Raw genomic sequence first — 17,186 nt, 5'->3', positions numbered from 1 at the left:
GGCCGGCCGCCGATGGCCGCCGTCCCTCCGTCGATCGCCGGCAACCTAGCCAAGTTGCCGGCGCGCCTCAAGCCGCTAGGACTGCGGCAAATTGCATCCTCCGGCGCCGCCCGCCGGCCCCGCGGCGGCAACCACCGGGTGCGGGGCGGCGCCGCCGGAACGGTAGCGGGCGACCGTCACCCCTCCGGCCGGCGCGCGCGCTCGGCGACCCGCTGCCGGACCCGGCGCAGCCCGACCCAGCAGAGGCCGGCGACCAGCGGCACGGCGAGGCCGACGGCGATGTCGGTCGGCACCGGCAGGCCGGCGGCCGCCAGGCCCTTGGCCAGGTAGGCGATCAGGCCGACCCCGTAGTAGGCGATGGCCGCCACCGACAGGCCCTCGACGGTCTCCTGCAGCATCAGCTGGAGCCGGGCGCGCCGGTCCATCGAGCGCAGCAGGTCCCGGTTCTGCGCCTCGAGCTGGATGTCGACGCGCGTGCGCAGCAGCTGGCTCGTGCGGGCGACCCGGTTGGCCAGGCTGTCGAGCCGCTCGGCGATCGCCTCGCAGGTCCGCATCGCCGGAGTCAGGCGGCGGTCCATGAACTCGCTGATCGTCTGCAGTCCCTCGACCCGCGTCTCGCGCAGCTCGGCGATCCGCTTGATGACGAGGGCGTGGTAGGCGCGCGCGGCGCCGAAGCGGTAGGAGGTCTCGGCCGACAGCTTCTCGATCTCGGCCGAGACGGCGGTCAGGCGGTCGAGCAGGGCGCGCTCGTCGAGGCTGCCGCTGTTCTCGGCCAGCGCCTGGGTCACGGCGGTCAGGTCGTCGCCGAGGCGAGACAGGTCGCCGACATGGCGGCGGGCCAGCGGGAAAGCGAGCAGCGCCATGGTCCGGTAGGTCTCGATCTCGAACAGGCGCTGCACCAGGCGCCCGGCCTGGCGCGGCCCGAGGCGGTGGTCGCGCAGCAGGATGCGCCCGAAGCCGTCGTCGTTGATCGAGAAATTGAGGTAGGCGCTGGCCGCGCCGCCCGAGACTTCGGTGCCGGCGAAGTTCTCGATACCGAGCAGCTGCGGCAGCTCCTCGAGCGCGACTCCCGGCACGTCCGCGGCCTCGATCTCCAGGTGGACGCCGACCAGCAGGCTGCCTGGCAGCTGCTCCAGCCAGTCGCGCGGCACCCGCTCGACGACCGGGTGCTCGAAGCGCCCGAGGCGGCCGTCGTCGCGCAGCGGCGCGCCCTCGCGGGCAAGGAAGGAGTAGCTGGAGAACTCGGTGTGGCGCTCCCAGCGCAGCCGGAAGGGCCCGAGGTCGACCAGGTGGAAGTCGGCGCCGTCGGCCGGCGGCGGCGCGCCGAAGCGCTGGCAGAGGCGCGCGACGTGGGCGCGGTCGGCGCCGGCGCTCTCCTCGCCCGAGAGCATCGCGAGGTGGGTCGCCCGCTCGCTCGGCTGCAGGTGCATGAAGGGGCGCGCGTGGACCTCCGCCGAGAGGCTCCGGCGCAGCGGATGATCCTTCATGCCCAACGTCATGTTCGCCCTCCCCGCTTCCCCGGCCATTTGCCGCCATGCGGAGCGGCGGCGCAAGCCCGGCGCCGGTTTCGCACGCTGCGAGGGGTGCAACGCGCGGCCGCGACCGCCATATGATGCCGCGACCCCCTTTCGTCCCCCGCGACGCCACAACGCCAGCCGAGGTAGCCGCCATGTCCCATCTCGCCACCACCGATGCCCTGTTCTACGACCGCGCCGGCCTCGATCGCGCCCGGCTGGAGGCCCTGGTCGAGGACGCGCTCGGCGGCGCCGACGACGGCGAGCTGTTCCTGGAGTACCGCCAGTCGGAGGCGCTGGGCTGGGACGACGGCCGGCTCAAGGCCGCCTCCTTCGACACCGCCCAGGGCTTCGGCCTGCGCTCGGTCGCCGGCGAGGCGGCGGGCTACGCCCACGCCAGCGAGCTCAGCGAGGCCGCGGTCGAGCGCGCCGGCGAGACGGTCAAGGCGGTGCAGCGCGGCTACGGCGGCGTCATGGCCGCCGGTCCGACCGGCACCAATCAGCGGCTCTACAGCGACGAGAACCCGCTGAACGCCCTGCCCTTCGAGACCAAGGTCGCGTTGCTCGGCGAGATCGACGCCTACGCCCGCGCCAAGGACCCGCGGGTCCGCCAGGTCTCGGTCGGCCTGGCCGGCAGCTGGCAGGCCGTGCAGATCCTGCGCGCCGGCGGCGAGCGCCTGGCCGACGTCCGGCCGCTGGTCCGGCTCAACGTCTCGGTGGTCATGGAGCAGGACGGCCGCATGGAGACCGGCAGCCACGGCTTCGGCGGCCGCATCGCCTACGAGAAGCTGGTCGACCCGAACGAGTGGAAGGCCGGCGTCGACGAGGCGATCCGCCAGGCCGTGGTCAACCTCGGCTCGGTCGACGCGCCGGCCGGCGAGATGCCGGTGGTGCTGGCCGCCGGCTGGCCCGGCATCCTGCTGCACGAGGCCGTCGGCCACGGCCTTGAGGGCGACTTCAACCGCAAGAAGACCTCGGCCTTCGCCGGCCTGCTCGGCGAGCGGGTCGCCGCTCCCGGCGTCACCGTGGTCGACGACGGCACGATCCCCGACCGGCGCGGCTCGCTCACCGTCGACGACGAGGGCACGCCCAGCGAGCGCACCGTGCTGATCGAGGATGGCCGCCTGGTCGGCTACATGCAGGACCGCCAGAACGCCCGCCTGATGGGCATGAAGCCGACCGGCAACGGCCGGCGCGAGTCCTTCGCGCATATCCCGATGCCGCGCATGACCAACACCATCATGCTGGGCGGCGACCGCGAGCCGGCGGAGCTGCTGGCCGGGGTCAAGAAGGGCCTCTACGCGGTCAACTTCGGCGGCGGCCAGGTCGACATCACCAGCGGCAAGTTCACCTTCTCCTGCACCGAGGCCTACCTGATCGAGGACGGCAAGGTCGGGCCGGCGGTCAAGGGCGCGACCCTGATCGGCAACGGCCCCGACGTCATGACCCGGGTCGCCGGCATCGGCAACGACATGGCCCTCGACCCCGGCATCGGCACCTGCGGCAAGGAGGGCCAGGGCGTGCCGGTCGGCGTCGGCCAGCCCTCGCTGCTGATCTCCTCGATCACGGTCGGCGGCACGGCGGCCTAGAGGCGGCGTCGCGCCCTCGAGGCTCAGGCCGCCGCCACGGCCTCGATCTCGACCACCCAGTCGGGATGGGCGAGGCCGGCGACGACCAGCAGGGTCGAGGCCGGCGCGGCGCCCTCGAGGGCGGCGTCGCGGGCCTCGCGGAACAGCGGCGTCAGGTCCCGGCGGGTGATGAAGGCGTTGATCCGCACCAGGTGCTCCGGCCCCAGGCCCTCGGCCGCCAGCAAGGCCCGCAGGTTCGCCCAGGCCTGGTGCATCTGCCCCGCGGCATCCTCCGCCAAGCCGCCGTCGGGGCGCAGGCCGACCTGGCCGGACAGGTAGACCCAGCGCCGCTCGGGCTCGACGGCGACCAGTTGGCTGTAGCGCGAGGCCGGCTGGGGCGCGCCCGTCGGGTTTTCGTGCCGGTGGATCGTCTCGACCATGGGAAAGCCTCCTTCGAAGGCGCTCCTGAGTTATCCCCGCCATTAACCGGGGCTTAACCTCCGGACGCATAGCCTCCTCTACGATAGACGTCCCTCAACATCTACTGTTTCCCTTAGATATCCCACGCAGAGCCGCGGCCCCCACCGCGGCTCTGTCGTTTCTGGCGCGTCCTGGCGTTCGCGGTGACCTCTGCGCGGGGACGGTCGTTTCTTCACTTGCCTCCGACTCCCGGCCACGGCGTATAAGCGGTCCCGCGATGCCCGGCTCCTCGATCCCATGACCGATCCCCTGACGGCCCTCAGGCCGCGGCGCAGCTGGCGGGAATCCCTGGCGGTCTACACCAGCCGGCGGATGCTGGCGGTGCTGTTCATGGGCTACGCCAGCGGCCTGCCGCTGCTGCTCGGCTTCTCGACGCTCAGCTACTGGATGGCCAAGTCGGGGGTCGACCTGACGACCATCGGCCTGACCCTGTCGATCGGCACCCCCTACGCCTTCAAGTTCCTCTGGGCCCCCGCCCTCGATCACCTGCCGCTGGGCCGCCTGACCCGCTGGCTCGGCCACCGCCGCGGCTGGCTGCTGGCGATCCAGCTGGCGCTGGCTGGGGCGATCGTGCTGCTCGGCCAGACCGACCCGGTGTCCCTGCCCGAGGCGACCTTCCTCGCGGCGCTGCTGATGACGACGCTCTCGGCGACCCAGGACATCGTGGTCGACGCCTACCGCATCGAGGTCCTCCACGAGGACGAGCAGGGCGCCGGCGCCGCCGCCACCCAGGCCGGCTACCGGATCGGCATGATCGTCGCCGGCGCCGGCGCGATCGGCCTGTCCGACTTCCTCTCGTGGGACCTGGTCTACCTAGTGATGGGCGCGATGATGCTGGTCGGCATGCTCGGCGTCGCCCTCGGCCCCGAGCCGAAGCGGCCGCCGCCCCCTGCCGAATTCGCGCGCAAGCAGGGCGGCTCCCTGGTGCTGGCGCGGCTGCGCCATGCCGTCGTCGATCCCTTCGCCGATTTCATGGGCCGGCGCGGCTGGCTCGTGATCCTGCTGTTCGTGCTGCTCTACAAGTACGGCGACGCGGTCGCGGGGGCGATGCACAACCCCTTCTTTCACGACCTCGGCTACACCGGCGTCGAGATCGCGGGCGTCACCAAGGTCTTCGGCGTCCTGGCCACGCTGGCCGGGGTCTTCGCCGGCGGCGCCCTGGTCGCGCGCCTGGGCATCCTGCCGGCGCTTCTGGTCGGCGGCGTCCTGCAGGCCGTCACCAACCTGCTGTTCGCGGCCCAGGCGGCGCTGCAGCTCGACAGCGTGACGGCGCTGGCGGTCGTGGTCGGGGCCGACAACTTCACCGGCGGCCTCGGCTCGGCAGCCTTCGTCGCCTACCTCTCCAGCCTCTGCAACGTCGCCTTCACCGGCACCCAGTACGCCCTGTTGTCCTCGATGATGGCCTTCGGCCGGACGATCTTCGCGACCTCCAGCGGCTGGCTCGCCGAGCATCTCGGCTGGGCCGAGTTCTTCGTCTCGACCCTGGCGCTGGCGATCCCCGGCCTGCTGCTGCTGTTCCTGCTGCTCCGGCTCTATCCGCCGCCCCCGCCGGTCGAGGCGCCGGCCGAGGAAGCTGCCGTCGTCCCACTCGGCTCCGGCGCCCAAAGACGCTAAGCTGGCGCCGCCTCGCGATCGCGCGCCCGCGCCGCCCTGAGAACAGACCTCCGAGAGGGCCGCCCCACCATGAGCGTCCGCAACCTCGACCGGCTGTTCAAGCCGAGCTCCCTCGCGCTGATCGGCGCCAGCAAGCGCGCCGGCTCGGTCGGCCGGGTGGTCGCGCGCAACCTCTTCAACGGCGGCTTCGACGGCCCGATCATGCCGGTGCATCCGCGTCACACGGCGATCGAGGGCACGCTCGCCTACCGCTCGGTCGCCGAGCTGCCGCTGGCGCCCGACCTTGCGGTGATCTGCACGCCGCCGGACAGCGTGCCGGCGCTGATCGACGAGCTCGGCGCGCGCGGCACCCGCGCCGTCGTGGTGATCACCGCCGGCTTCGGCGAGGGCGGCGACGCCCCCGGCCTGGAGCGGCGCCAGCGCCTGCTCGACGCCGCCAGGCCCTACACCCTGCGCGTCGTCGGGCCGAACTGCGTCGGGGTGCAGCTGCCGCGCCTGGGCATCGACGCCAGCTTCAGCCATATCTCGGCGCGGCCCGGCGACCTCGCCTTCCTGACCCAGTCGGGCGCGATGGTCACGGCCATGCTCGACTGGGCGACGCCCCGCGGCATCGGCTTCTCCCAGGTCGTCTCGCTCGGCGCCATGGCCGACGCCGACTTCGGCGACCTGCTCGACTACCTGGCCGTCGATCCCGGCACCCGGGCGATCCTGCTCTATGTCGAGGGCGTGACCCAGGCGCGCAAGTTCATGTCGGCCTGCCGGGCCGCGGCGCGCGCCAAGCCGGTGATCGTGATCAAGGGCGGCCGCCACGCCGAGGGCGCCCGCGCCGCCTCCTCGCACACCGGTGCCCTGGCCGGCTCGGACGCCGTCTACGACGCCGCCTTCCGGCGCGCCGGGGCGCTGCGCGTCTACACCCTGGAAGAGCTGTTCGACGCCGCCGAAACCCTGGCGACCGCCAGCCCGCTGCGCCGCGCCGAGGCCGACCGCCTGGCGATCCTGACCAACGGCGGCGGCCTCGGCGTGCTGGCGACCGACACCCTGGTCGACCACGGCGGGCGCCTCGCCGAACTCGCGCCGGAAACCCTCGCCGCGCTCGACGCCGCGCTGCCGGCGACCTGGAGCCACGGCAACCCGGTCGACGTCATCGGCGACGCGCCGGGTAGCCGCTACGCCGCCGCCCTGGAGGTGCTGCTCGGCGACCCGGGCGTCGACGCCGTGCTGGTCATGCACTGCCCGACCGCGGTCACCGATCCGGCCGAGGCCGCCGGGGCGGTCATCGAGACCCTGCAGGCGGCGCGCGCGCGCGAGATCCGCCGGCCGGTCTTCACGGCCTGGCTCGGCGAGGCCGCGGCACGCGAGTCGCGCAGCCTGTTCGCGGCCAACCGCCTGCCGACCTACGACACCCCGGAGCGCGCGATCCGCGCCTTCATGCACCTGGTCCGCTACCGCCGCGGCCAGGAGGAACTGATCGAGACCGTGCCCTCGATCCCCGAGGACCACCGGCCCGACAGCGAGGGCGCACGGGCGATCTTGCGCCAGGCGCAGGCCGAGGCCCGGACCTGGCTGACCGAGCCCGAAGCCAAGCGCCTGCTGGAATGCTACGGCATCCCGACCGTACGCACCCTGACCGCCGCCGGCGTCGAGGAAGCCACCGCCGTCGCCGGCGAGCTCGGCTACCCCGTCGCGCTCAAGATCCTGTCGCCGGACATCACGCACAAGTCCGACATCGGCGGCGTCGCGCTCGACCTCGAGAACGAGGCCGACCTGCGCCACCAGGGCGAGGCGATGCTGCGCCGGGCTCGAGAGGCGAAGCCGAACGCCCGCATCGACGGCTTCTCGGTCCAGGAGATGTGCCGCCGGCCCGGCGCCCTGGAGCTGATCCTGGGCCTCGTCGAGGACCGCCAGTTCGGACCGGCGATCCTGTTCGGCGCGGGGGGCACGGCCGTGGAGGTACTGCAGGACAAGGCGGTCGGCCTGCCGCCGCTCAACCTGCGCCTGGCTCGCTCGCTGATGGCCGAGACCCGGATCCACCGGCTGCTCAGCGGCTACCGCGACACGCCGGCGGCCGACCTCGACGCCATCGCGGTCGCCCTGGTGCGCCTCTCGGAGCTGGCCGCCGAGCTGGCCGAGGTCGCCGAGGTCGACATCAACCCGCTGCTCGCCGACAGCCGCGGCGTCGTCGCGCTCGACGCCCGCGTCAAGGTCAAGCCGGCCGGGGAGGTCGATCCCGCGGTCTCGCCGGCGGCGCGCCTGGCGATCCGGCCCTACCCCAAGGCGCTGGAGCAGGAGGGCGAGCTGCTCGACGGCACGGTCGTGAAGATCCGGCCGGTCAAGCCCGAGGACGAGGCGGCGGTCCAGGAGCTCTACCGCCACCTGACGCCCGAGGACATGCGCCTGCGCTTCTTCGCGCCCAAGGCCGAGATCGGCCACGAGTCGGCGGCGCGCATGACCCAGATCGACTACGACCGCGAGATGGCCCTGGTCGGCCTCGACCCCGAGGATCAGAGCCAGATTCTGGGCATCGCCCGGATCGCCGCCGACCCCGACGGTCGTACCGCCGAATACGCTGTCGCCGTGCGCTCAGCGGTCAAGGGCCGCGGCCTCGGCTACCTGCTGATGCGCCGCATCCTGGACTACGCCCGGCGCCGCGGGCTCGAGGAGATCCACGGCGACGTTCTGACCGAGAACCGCCGGATGCTGCAGATCTGCGCCGAGCTCGGCTTCGAGCGCAGCTTCGACCCCCAGGACAGCCAGCTGGTCAAGGTCGTCAAGCGCTTCGCGTAGCGGCGTGCCTGGAGAAGCTGCCTTTTCCGAGGACCGCCTGGGCACGCCGTCGGATCAGGCCGGCGCCGCAAGCGCCCCGCCGCGGATCGCCGCCGACAGGGCCTCGATCTCGGCGGCCAGCGGCCGGTCCTCGGCGAGCGCCGGGGAATGGCGGCGGACCCGGGCCAGCACCTCGCCGAGCGCCGGCGAGAGGGTGGTGGCGCAGCCGCGCAGCTCGACCGCCTGGGCGGCGATCACCGCCTCGATGGCGACCAGCCGCTCGAAGGCGGCGAGCAGGCGCAGGCCCTGGCGCGCGGCCAGCGGCGCGTTGGTCAGGGCGTCCTCGACGCCGTCGGCGTTGACGCTCGGCCAGATCGCGACCGGCTGGGCCGCCAGCAGGACCTCGGCGAGCAGCGCCTCGGCCAGCTTCATGACCGGCGCGAAGCCGTTGCTGTCGGCGCCGGGGCGGGCGAGGAACAGCGGCAGGCCGGTGAAGCGCTCGGCGAGCAGCTTCGAGCAGCGCGCGACCAGCAGCACCGCGACCTGGGCCAGGGCGCGGCTCAGGGTCTCGGCGGCCAGGGTCAGCCAGGGCGTCTGGAAGGCGCCGTTGGAGACGACCCGGCCCTCCCCGAGCAGCACGGCGGGGTTGTCGCTGGCGCCGTTGATCTCGGCCTCGGCGGCGGCGCGCGCCGTCTCCAGGGCGGCGAAGCCGGCGCCGTGGGTCTGCGGCAATGTGCGGAACGACAGGGGGTCCTGCAGCCGCCGCGCGGCGCCCGGCGCCTCCAGGCCGCCGCCCGCGAGCAGGCGCCGCAGCCCCTCGGCTGCCTGCGCCTGGCCCGGCTGCGGCCGCAGCGCCAGGGCGGCCGGATCGAGCGGCGACAGGTTGGCGCGGAAGCCCTCCATGGACAGCGCGGCGGCCTGCTGCACGGCCGTCAGCGCGGTCTCGGCGCGCGCCACGAAGAGCGCCGCCAGGGCACCCGAGAAGCTGGAGTGGTTGGCCAGCGCCAGGCCGTCGCGCGGCCCGAGCGCGAGCGGCGCCAGCCCGGCGGCGCGCAGCACCTCGGCGGCCGGCCCGACCCGCCCGGTGGAATCGACGAGCTCGCCCTCGCCGACCAGCGCCAGGCCCAGGGTCGCGCCGAGCAGCAGGTCGGAGGCGCCGATCGAGCCGCCCTCGCGGACCAGCGGCGTCAGGCCCCGCGCCAGGCAGGTCTCGAGGAAGGCCGCGACCGCCGGGTCGCAGCCGGCGGCGCCGCGGCCCAGGGTGTTGAGGCGCACGATCATGGCGGCGCGCACGACCTCGGCCGGCAGCGGCGCGCCGAGCGACAGCGCCCGCCCGCGCAGGGTCTGCAGCGAGAAGGCGGCAAGCTCCTCGGCCGACAGGCGCTGGGTGGCGCGCGCGCCGAGCCCGGTGTTCAGGCCGTAGACCGCCTCCCCCGAGGCCAGGGCGCGGGTCACCACGGCGCGTGCCGCGGCGAGGCGCTCGCGCGCCGGCCCGTCGAGGCCGACCGCCGGCCGCGCTGTCGCCGCGGCGGCGGCCAGAGCGCGGCAGGTCAGGCTCTCGCCGTCGAGGAGCAGGGTTTCCATGGCGCCAGACTGCCCGGGCCGCCGCGCCGGGGAAACCTGCTTTCCGATCCCCTCGGGCTCTGCCAGGGTGCCGGTCCCAGCGCAGCCCGAGGAAGCGGCCCGAAATGCCCGAGATCCACATCACCTACCTGAACGGACCCGACGTCGAGCGGCTCGCGCTCACCGACGCCGAGATCCTGGCGGCAATCGAGCAGAGCCTGGCGGCGCAGGGCCGCGGCGAGACGGTGATCGAGCCGCGCGTCCACCTGATTCCCGAGCCGGGCCGCATCGACGGACACTTCAACGTCCTGCGCGGCTACGTCCGGCCGCTCAAGGCCGCCGGCGTCAAGGTCGTCGGCGACTTCGTCGATAACTACAAGAAGGGCCTGCCCTCGGAGTTCGGCATCCTCAACCTCTTCGACCCCGAGACCGGCACGCCGACCGCCATCGTCGACGCCACCGGCATCACCGAGATGCGCACCGGCGCGGTCACCGCGCTCGGCGCCAAGTACCTGGCGCGCAAGGGCTCGAAGGTCCTCGGCCACATCGGCGCCCGCGGCACCGCCTACTGGAACGTGCGCCTGCTCGACCACCTGTTCGACTTCGAGGAGATCCGCGTCCATTCGCGCCGGCCCGAGAGCCGCGAGGCCTTCGCCGCCCGGCTCACCGCCGACCTCGGCAAGCCGGTGACGGTGACCACGGACTGGCGCTCGACCGTCGAGGGCGCCGACATCGTCGTCGAGGCATCGCGGCTCAGCGAGCCGACGCCGCTGCTGAAGACCGAGTGGATCGCGCCGGCCGCCTTCGTCGTGCCCTACGGCACGATGAGCGCCGTCGAGCTCGACCTCACCGACATCATGGACAAGCTGGTGGTCGACGATTGGGGCCAGTGCAAGGGGGGCCCCTTCGGGGCGCTGCGCGAGCACGTCAACGCCGGCAAGCTGAGCGAGGCGACGCTGCACGCCGAGCTCGGCCAGATCGTCGCCGGCCTGAAGCCGGGACGCGAGAGCGAGACGGAGCGAAACCTCTTCTGGCACCGCGGCCTCAGCACCAGCGACGTCGCGCTCGGCGTCGCCCTGCTGGAGAAGGCCGAGCGGCTGGGCGTCGGGCAGCGCCTGCGCTACGCCTGAGCCTCCGATCCGGCGGCCGGGGCTACTCGACCAGCTGGCCGTCGTCGAGGGCGTAGCCGGCCGAGCGCACGGTGCGGATGACGTCGGCCTCGCCCTCGTCGTTGAGCGCCTTGCGCAGGCGGCGGATGTGGACGTCGACAGTGCGCGGCTCGACGTAGACGTCACGGCCCCAGACGGCGTCGAGCAGCTGCTCGCGGCTGAACACGCGCCCCGGGTGCTGCAGCAGGTAGCGCAGCAGGCGGAACTCGGTCGGGCCGAGGTGGACGTGGCGGCCGCCGCGCCGCACCCGGTGCGAGGCCAGGTCCATGGCCAGGTCGGCGAAGGTCAGGGTGTCGCTGGCCATGGCCGGCTGGGTGCGGCGCATCACGGCGCGGACCCGCGCGATCAGCTCGGCCGGCGAGAAGGGCTTGGTGATGTAGTCGTCGGCACCGGAATCGAGCCCGCGGATCTTGTCGGCTTCCTCGCCGCGCGCGGTCAGCAGGATGATCGGCACGCTCCGGGTCTCGGGCGCCCGGCGCAGCTGGCGGCAGACCTCGAGGCCGCTCATCAGCGGCAGCATCCAGTCGAGGAGGATCAGGTCCGGCGTCTCTTCCTTGGCCAGCACCAGCGCCTCCTCGCCGTCGCGCGCATCGACCAGCCGGAAGCCCTCGCGCTCCAGGTTGTAGCGAAGCAGCGTGACCAGGGCCGCCTCATCCTCGACCAGCAGGATCAGGGGCTTCATCACGCGCCGCCTCCCGCGCCGGGCCGGCCGCTGTCACTCCCGCCGCCATCGCCGCCGTCGCTTTCGCCTTTCTCGGCCGGCTCGACCACGGCGTAGCTCGAGGTGTCGCCCTTCGGCCGGCCGCCCTCCAGGCGCTCGCCCTTGACCAGGAAGAAGACCAGCTCGGCGATGTTGGTGGCGTGGTCGCCCATGCGCTCGACGTTCTTGGCGATGAACAGCAGGTGCGTGCAGGGCGTGATGTTGCGCGGGTCCTCCATCATGTAGGTCAGGGTCTCGCGGAACAGGCTGGTGTAGGTCTCGTCGATCTCCTCGTCGCTCTCCCAGACGTGGCGGGCGAGCGCGGCGTCGCGCGAGACGTAGGCGTCGAGCACGCGCTTGATGTTGCTCTGCACCAGCTTGGCCATGCGCGGGATCGAGTGGGCCGGGCGCATCGGCGGCAGCTGGTTGAGTGCCATGGCGCGCTTGGCGATGTTGGCGGCGTAGTCGCCGATGCGTTCCAGCTCGCCGGAGATGCGCAGCGCGGCGATGACCTCGCGCAGGTCGCCGGCCATCGGCTGGCGCAGCGCCAGGGTCTGGATCGCCCGCTCGGAGATCTGCTGCTCCAGCAGGTCGATGTCGCGGTCGCTCTGGACGACGCCGGAAGCCAGCGTCGAGTTGCGGCGCGCCAGCGCCTCGACGGCGGTCTCCAGCGCCGCCTCGGCCAGCCCGCCCATGCGCACGATGGTGTGCGCCAGCTCCTGGAGATCGGTGTCGAAGGCCCGAACGATGTGGTCGCCGCGTGTTTCAGTCATGTCTCGGAAGGCCTCTGGATGCGAAGTCGGCCCGGGTGGGTCCGGGATCAGCCGAAGCGGCCGGTGATGTAGCCCTGGGTGCGTTCGTCGCGAGGATTGGTGAACATCTGCTCGGTTTCGCCGACCTCGACGAGCTTGCCGAGGTGGAAGAAGGCGGTGCGACGGCTGACCCGGGCAGCCTGCTGCATCGAGTGGGTGACGATGACGATGGTGAAGTTCTCGCGCAGCTCGTCGATCAGCTCCTCGATGCGGGCCGTGGCGATCGGGTCGAGCGCCGAGCAGGGCTCGTCCATCAGGATCACCTCGGGGTCGACGGCGATGGCCCGGGCGATGCACAGGCGCTGCTGCTGGCCGCCGGACAGGCCGGTGCCTGGCTCGGCCAGGCGGTCCTTGACCTCCTCCCACAGGCCGGCGCGCCTCAGGCTGGTCTCGACGATCTCGTCGAGCTCCGCCTTGCCGGCGCCGATGCCGTGGATGCGCGGGCCGTAGGCGATGTTGTCGTAGACCGACTTGGGAAAGGGGTTCGGCTTCTGGAAGACCATGCCGATGCGGGCGCGCAGCTGGACGACGTCGAGCGAGCGGTCGTAGATGTCCTGGCCGTCGAGCGTGATCCGCCCCTCGACGCGGCAGCCCTCGATGACGTCGTTCATGCGGTTGAGGCAGCGCAGGAAGGTCGACTTGCCGCAGCCGGAGGGCCCGATCAGCGCGGTCACCTCATGCTCGGCGATGTCGAGGTCGACCCCGTACAGGGCCTGGGCCTTGCCGTAGAAGACGTCGACGCCGCGGGCGACGACCTTGGGCGCACGGCTGCCGAGGGCATCGTCGGGAGTGTCTCGGGAGGTCTCGAGGGCAGACATCGCTGGGCGTTCCCCTACCACTTGCGTTCGAAGCGCTGACGCAGGAACACCGCGACCGCGTTCATCAGGATCAGAAAGCCGAGCAGCACCAGGATGCCGGCTGCGGTCAGGGCCGTGAAGCCGCGCTCGGGCGAATCGGCCCAGATGAAGATCTGGGTCGGCAGCGCCGTCGCCGCGTCGGTCAGGCCGCCCGGCGGCGAGGTGATGAAGGCGTTCATGCCGATCAGCAGCAGCGGCGCCGTCTCGCCGAGCGCCTGGGCCAGGCCGATGATGGTGCCGGTCATGATGCCCGGCAGCGCCAGCGGCAGCACGTGGTGCAGGACGACCTGCTGCCGGGAGGCGCCGACGCCCAGCGCCGCCTCGCGGATCGAGGGCGGCACCGCCTTCAAGGCGGCGCGCGTCGAGATGATGATCGTCGGCAGGGTCATCAGGGCCAGGACCATGCCGCCGACCAGCGGCACCGAGCGCGGCAGGCCGAAGAAGTTCAGGAAGACGGCGAGGCCGAGCAGGCCGAAGACGACCGAGGGCACGGCCGCCAGGTTGTTGATGTTGACCTCGATTAGGTCGGTCCAGCGGTTCTTCGGCGCGAACTCCTCGAGGTAGACCGCGGCCGCGATGCCGATCGGGAAGCTGAGCAGGAAGCAGACCAGCAGCGCGAAGAAGGAGCCGACCAGGGCGCCGGCGAGACCCGCCAGCTCGGGAAAGCGGCTGTCCGGCGAGATGAACAGGGCCCAGTTGAACCCGGTCGAAACGACGCCCTGCTCGACCAGGCCGTCGAACCAGGCGATCTGCTGGTCGCTGACCCGGCGCTGCGCCTCCGGCGTCTCGCGCAGCACCGTGCCCTTGGCGAGTTGGTCGAAGGGATCGGAAACCGGAATCGTGATCTCCAGGGTCTGCCCGATCAACCCCGGGTCGTCCACGACCTCGTCGCGCAGCTGGAACTGCGCGCCGTTGCTGAGCAGGTCGCGCAGCTTGCGCTGCTCGCCCGGCGGCCGCTCGCCGGGCAGCAGCGCGTCGAGCGAGTTCATCAGCAGCTGGCGATAGTCGCCGCGGCTCGGATCCTCGGCATCGATCTCCGCGGGATCGATCCGGACCTCGAGCCGCAGGTCGGTCTGCAGGAAGCCCTGGGCGCCGGTGGCGACCAGGGAGGAGACCAGCACGCCGAGCAGGCCGACGGCGAGCGCGATGGCGGCGATGCCGTAGGCCTGCAGCCGGCGGTCGGCTGCGTGGCGCCGCCGGACCCGCCGCAGGTGCTCCTCGGAACGCCAGTAGGATTGACGCGACGCTGGCATCTCCTGCTCGCTATCGCTCGTGATCGCCGTCACTCGTACTTCTCCCGGTATTTCTGGACGAAGCGCAGGGCGACCACGTTGAGCGCCAGGGTCACCAGGAAGAGCACCAGGCCCAGGGCGAAGGCGGCCAGCGTCTTGGGGCTGTCGAACTCGGTGTCGCCGATCAGCAGGGTGACGATCTGCACGGTGACGGTGGTCACCGCCTCCAGCGGGTTGGCCGTCAGGTTGGCGATCAGGCCCGCCGCCATGACCACGATCATGGTCTCGCCGATCGCCCGGCTGGCGGCCAGCAGGAAGCCGCCGACGATGCCCGGCAGGGCCGCCGGCAGCAGCACCTGCACGATCGTCTCGGCTTTGGTCGCGCCGAGCGCATAGGAGCCGTCGCGCAGCGACTGCGGCACCGCGGCGATGGCGTCGTCCGACAGGGAGGAGATGAAGGGGAGGATCATGATGCCCATGACCGCGCCGGCCGCCAGCGCGCTGTTCGGGGCGACCGCGATGCCGAGCGCGGCCCCGGCCTCGCGCAGCGCCGGCGCGACGGTCAAGACGGCGAAGATGCCGTAGACGATGGTCGGCACGCCGGCGAGGATCTCGAGGATCGGCTTGACCGACCTGCGGAAGCCGCGGCCCGAGTATTCGGCCAGGTAGATCGCGCTCAGCAGTCCGATCGGGCCGGCGACCAGCATCGCCAGCAGGGCGACCAGCAGCGTGCCGGTGAAGACGGGGATCGCGCCGAAGGCGCCCTGGCCCGCGACCTGGTCGGCGCGGATCGCCATCTGCGGCTCCCAGTTCAGGCCGAACAGGAACTCGAAGAGCGGCACGCGCTCGAAGAAGCGGTAGGCCTCGAACAGCAGGGACAGCAGGATTCCCAGGGTCGTGACCACGGCGACGGTCGAGCAGAAGACCATCAGCCAGAAGAAGATCCGCTCGACCCGCTGGCGCGCCCGGAACTCCGGCGCGACCCGTGAGCGGGCCAGCGCCAGGCCGAGGAGAGCGAGGGCCGCGGCGCAGGCGACCATCGCCCAGGAGGCGATCTGCCGCCAGGCGAGGAAGCGTTCGGCCGCGTCGACCAGCGCCGGTTCCGGCTGCCCGAAGATCTGGCCGGCGGCGATGCTCTTGATCTCGGCCACGAGCAGGTTGCGTTGCGCCTCGCTGGTGCCCTCGACGAGCTCTGCCGGCAGCGAGGCGACCAGCAGCGATTCGACCAGCGGCCCCTGCAGAAGCAGCCAGGCCAGCACTAGCACGAAGGCCGGCAGGCCGGCCCAGAGGGCGACGAAGGCGCCGTGGTAGTCGGGCAGCGAATGGCTGTCGCCGGCGCCCGAGACCTGCGCGGCGAGGCGCCGGCGGCCCGCCAGGAAGGCGACCAGGACGGTCAGCAGGACCGCACCGAACGCAAGCGTCGCCATCGATAACTCTCCCGCAGGCGCGTCGCCGCCTGCTCCAGCCTGACGGACGGCTCCCGGGACCGGCGAGGCCCCGGGAGCCGCGTAGCGAGCGACCCGGTCTAGTTCGTGTAGCGGGTCATGTGCTTGCCGCCGAGGACGGCGTCCTGGACCTCCTTGCGGCGGGCGTCGCCGAGCACGACCAGGCCGCGCTCGCTGAGGTAGCCGCCGGGGCCCATGGCCTCCTCGCTCATGTACTCCTCGACGAACTCCTCGAGGCCGGGGATGACGCCGCGGTGCGCGTTCTTGAAGTAGATGAACAGCGGCCGCGAGACGCCGTATTCGCCGCTGTCGATGGTCGTCTCGCTCGGCTCGACGCCGCCGATCAGCATCGGCTGCAGGGTGTCCTGGTTCTCGTACAGGAAGGAGTAGCCGAAGATGCCGTAGGCGGTCGCGTCGGCGTTCAGCCGCTGCACGATCAGGTTGTCGTTCTCGCCGGCCTCGATGAACTTGCCGTCCTGGCGCATGCGCTGGCAGACGTCCTTCTTGCGGTCGCCCTCGAGCGCCTCGAGCGCGGGGAAGGTCTCGCAGCCCTCCTCCATGACCAGCTCGACCCAGGCGTCGCGGGTGCCGGAGGTCGGCGGCGGGCCGAACACCTGGATCTCGACGTCGGGCAGCGAGCCGTCGATCTCGGACCACTTGGTGTAGGGGTTCTCGACGACCTTGCCGTCGACCTCGACTTCGGCTGCGAGCGCCTGGAACAGCTGGGCCTTGGTCAGGTCCATCTGCTCGCCCTCGCGCGAGCCCGACATGGTCAGGCCGTCGAAGCCGAGCAGGGCCTCGGTGATGCTGTCGACGCCGTTGGTCTGGCAGAGCTCGTACTCGGACTGCTTCATCGAGCGCGAGGCGCCGGTCGCGTCGGGATGGCCGGTGCCGACGCCCTGGCAGAAGATCTTCATGCCGCCGCCGGTGCCCGTCGACTCGACGACCGGCGCCGGGCGCCCGGTCTTGTTGGCGAACTCCTCGACCACGGCCTGGGTGTAGGGGAAGACCGTCGAGGAGCCGACGATGCGGATCTGGTCGCGGGTCTGCGCCGCGGCAGCCGTCGCGCCGAGCGCTACCGCGCAGGTCGCGACGATGGCGAGGGTGTGCTTCATCTGAAGGTGTCTCCGCTTGCGTGATCAGGGAGGGGTAGCGAGCCTGCCGCGCTGCGCGACGGCTGGGCGGACCCTATTCCTGCGCCGCTGCCGATTTACTACAGGACTGTTACGCTTCGATGACGGCGGCGGCGGTTTCTGCGAAAGGCGGCGCCGCGGGCGGTGAAAGAACTGTTGCGCTGCTTCCGGCTCGCCTCAGCCGGCTGCGGCGGGCCCCTTGCCGGCGAGCGGTAGGTAGACCGTGACCGTGGTGCCCTTGCCGACCGTGCTGTCGAGGGTCAGGTGGCCGCGGTGCCGGTTGACGATGTGCTTGACGATGGCGAGGCCGAGGCCGGTGCCGCCGAGCTCGCGCGA

At 72.3% G+C, this 17,186-nt stretch carries 14 protein-coding genes; 4 read left to right on the top strand and 10 right to left on the bottom strand.

Features of this window, described 5'->3' with window-relative positions:
• Positions 1-176 precede the first annotated feature (176 nt).
• Positions 177-1,499, bottom strand: a complete 1,323-nt coding sequence (locus WD341_RS12570) for a DUF3422 family protein (protein WP_368425807.1) — start codon at positions 1,497-1,499, stop codon at positions 177-179.
• A gap of 170 nt (positions 1,500-1,669) precedes the next feature.
• Between WD341_RS12570 and tldD the strand changes: the two genes are divergently transcribed.
• Positions 1,670-3,103, top strand: a complete 1,434-nt coding sequence (gene tldD / locus WD341_RS12565) for a metalloprotease TldD (protein ID WP_368425806.1) — start codon at positions 1,670-1,672, stop codon at positions 3,101-3,103.
• A gap of 23 nt (positions 3,104-3,126) precedes the next feature.
• Here tldD and WD341_RS12560 read toward each other — a convergent pair whose 3' ends face one another.
• Positions 3,127-3,522 carry a RidA family protein gene (locus WD341_RS12560; protein WP_368425805.1) on the bottom strand — a complete coding sequence of 132 codons (396 nt, stop codon included), beginning with the start codon at positions 3,520-3,522 and terminating at the stop codon, positions 3,127-3,129.
• A 277-nt stretch (positions 3,523-3,799) separates the two neighbouring features.
• Here WD341_RS12560 and WD341_RS12555 point away from each other — a divergent pair, with 277 nt between their 5' ends.
• The gene (locus WD341_RS12555; RefSeq protein ID WP_368425804.1) at positions 3,800-5,176 is read left to right on the top strand and encodes an MFS transporter; all 1,377 of its coding nucleotides are present in this window, start codon (positions 3,800-3,802) and stop codon (positions 5,174-5,176) included.
• 69 nt (positions 5,177-5,245) lie between these two features.
• Positions 5,246-7,960: a GNAT family N-acetyltransferase gene (locus WD341_RS12550; protein WP_368425803.1), complete on the top strand. Its 2,715-nt coding sequence runs from the start codon at positions 5,246-5,248 to the stop codon at positions 7,958-7,960.
• A gap of 54 nt (positions 7,961-8,014) precedes the next feature.
• Here WD341_RS12550 and WD341_RS12545 read toward each other — a convergent pair whose 3' ends face one another.
• Positions 8,015-9,523: an aromatic amino acid lyase gene (locus tag WD341_RS12545; RefSeq protein ID WP_368425802.1), complete on the bottom strand. Its 1,509-nt coding sequence runs from the start codon at positions 9,521-9,523 to the stop codon at positions 8,015-8,017.
• Positions 9,524-9,627: 104 nt separating this feature from the next.
• Here WD341_RS12545 and WD341_RS12540 point away from each other — a divergent pair, with 104 nt between their 5' ends.
• On the top strand, positions 9,628-10,632 hold the full coding sequence (locus WD341_RS12540; RefSeq protein ID WP_368425801.1) for an ornithine cyclodeaminase family protein: 1,005 nt from the start codon (positions 9,628-9,630) through the stop codon (positions 10,630-10,632).
• A gap of 22 nt (positions 10,633-10,654) precedes the next feature.
• Here the strand turns inward: WD341_RS12540 and phoB are convergent, their stop codons facing one another.
• The 7 genes from phoB to WD341_RS12505 form a co-directional block, all read right to left on the bottom strand.
• Positions 10,655-11,353, bottom strand: coding sequence for a phosphate regulon transcriptional regulator PhoB (gene phoB, locus WD341_RS12535; protein WP_368425800.1), 699 nt, complete (start codon positions 11,351-11,353; stop codon positions 10,655-10,657).
• Positions 11,353-12,144, bottom strand: a complete 792-nt coding sequence (gene phoU / locus WD341_RS12530; RefSeq protein ID WP_368425799.1) for a phosphate signaling complex protein PhoU — start codon at positions 12,142-12,144, stop codon at positions 11,353-11,355. Before phoU ends, phoB begins: the two co-directional genes overlap by 1 nt.
• Positions 12,145-12,191: 47 nt before the next feature.
• Complete coding sequence (gene pstB / locus WD341_RS12525; RefSeq protein ID WP_368425798.1) at positions 12,192-13,001, bottom strand: phosphate ABC transporter ATP-binding protein PstB; 810 nt, start codon at positions 12,999-13,001, stop codon at positions 12,192-12,194.
• Between the two features lie 14 nt (positions 13,002-13,015).
• Entirely contained in the window at positions 13,016-14,326 is a 1,311-nt protein-coding gene (pstA, locus tag WD341_RS12520; protein WP_368425797.1) for a phosphate ABC transporter permease PstA, read from the bottom strand.
• Positions 14,323-15,699 (bottom strand): phosphate ABC transporter permease subunit PstC, encoded by a 1,377-nt coding sequence (gene pstC, locus WD341_RS12515; protein WP_368425796.1) that lies wholly within the window; start codon positions 15,697-15,699, stop codon positions 14,323-14,325. The genes pstA and pstC overlap by 4 nt, the downstream gene beginning before the upstream one ends.
• Positions 15,700-15,797: 98 nt before the next feature.
• The gene (locus WD341_RS12510; protein WP_368425795.1) at positions 15,798-16,832 is read right to left on the bottom strand and encodes a substrate-binding domain-containing protein; all 1,035 of its coding nucleotides are present in this window, start codon (positions 16,830-16,832) and stop codon (positions 15,798-15,800) included.
• A gap of 195 nt (positions 16,833-17,027) precedes the next feature.
• Positions 17,028-17,186: ATP-binding protein (locus WD341_RS12505; protein WP_368425882.1), on the bottom strand; the 159-nt coding region annotated here is incomplete at its 5' end.

Origin of the sequence: Tistlia sp., from assembly GCF_040905785.1 — a bacterium.
Taxonomy (GTDB): Bacteria; Pseudomonadota; Alphaproteobacteria; order Kiloniellales; family DSM-21159; genus Tistlia.
This window is presented reverse-complemented; position numbering and strand designations above follow the sequence as displayed.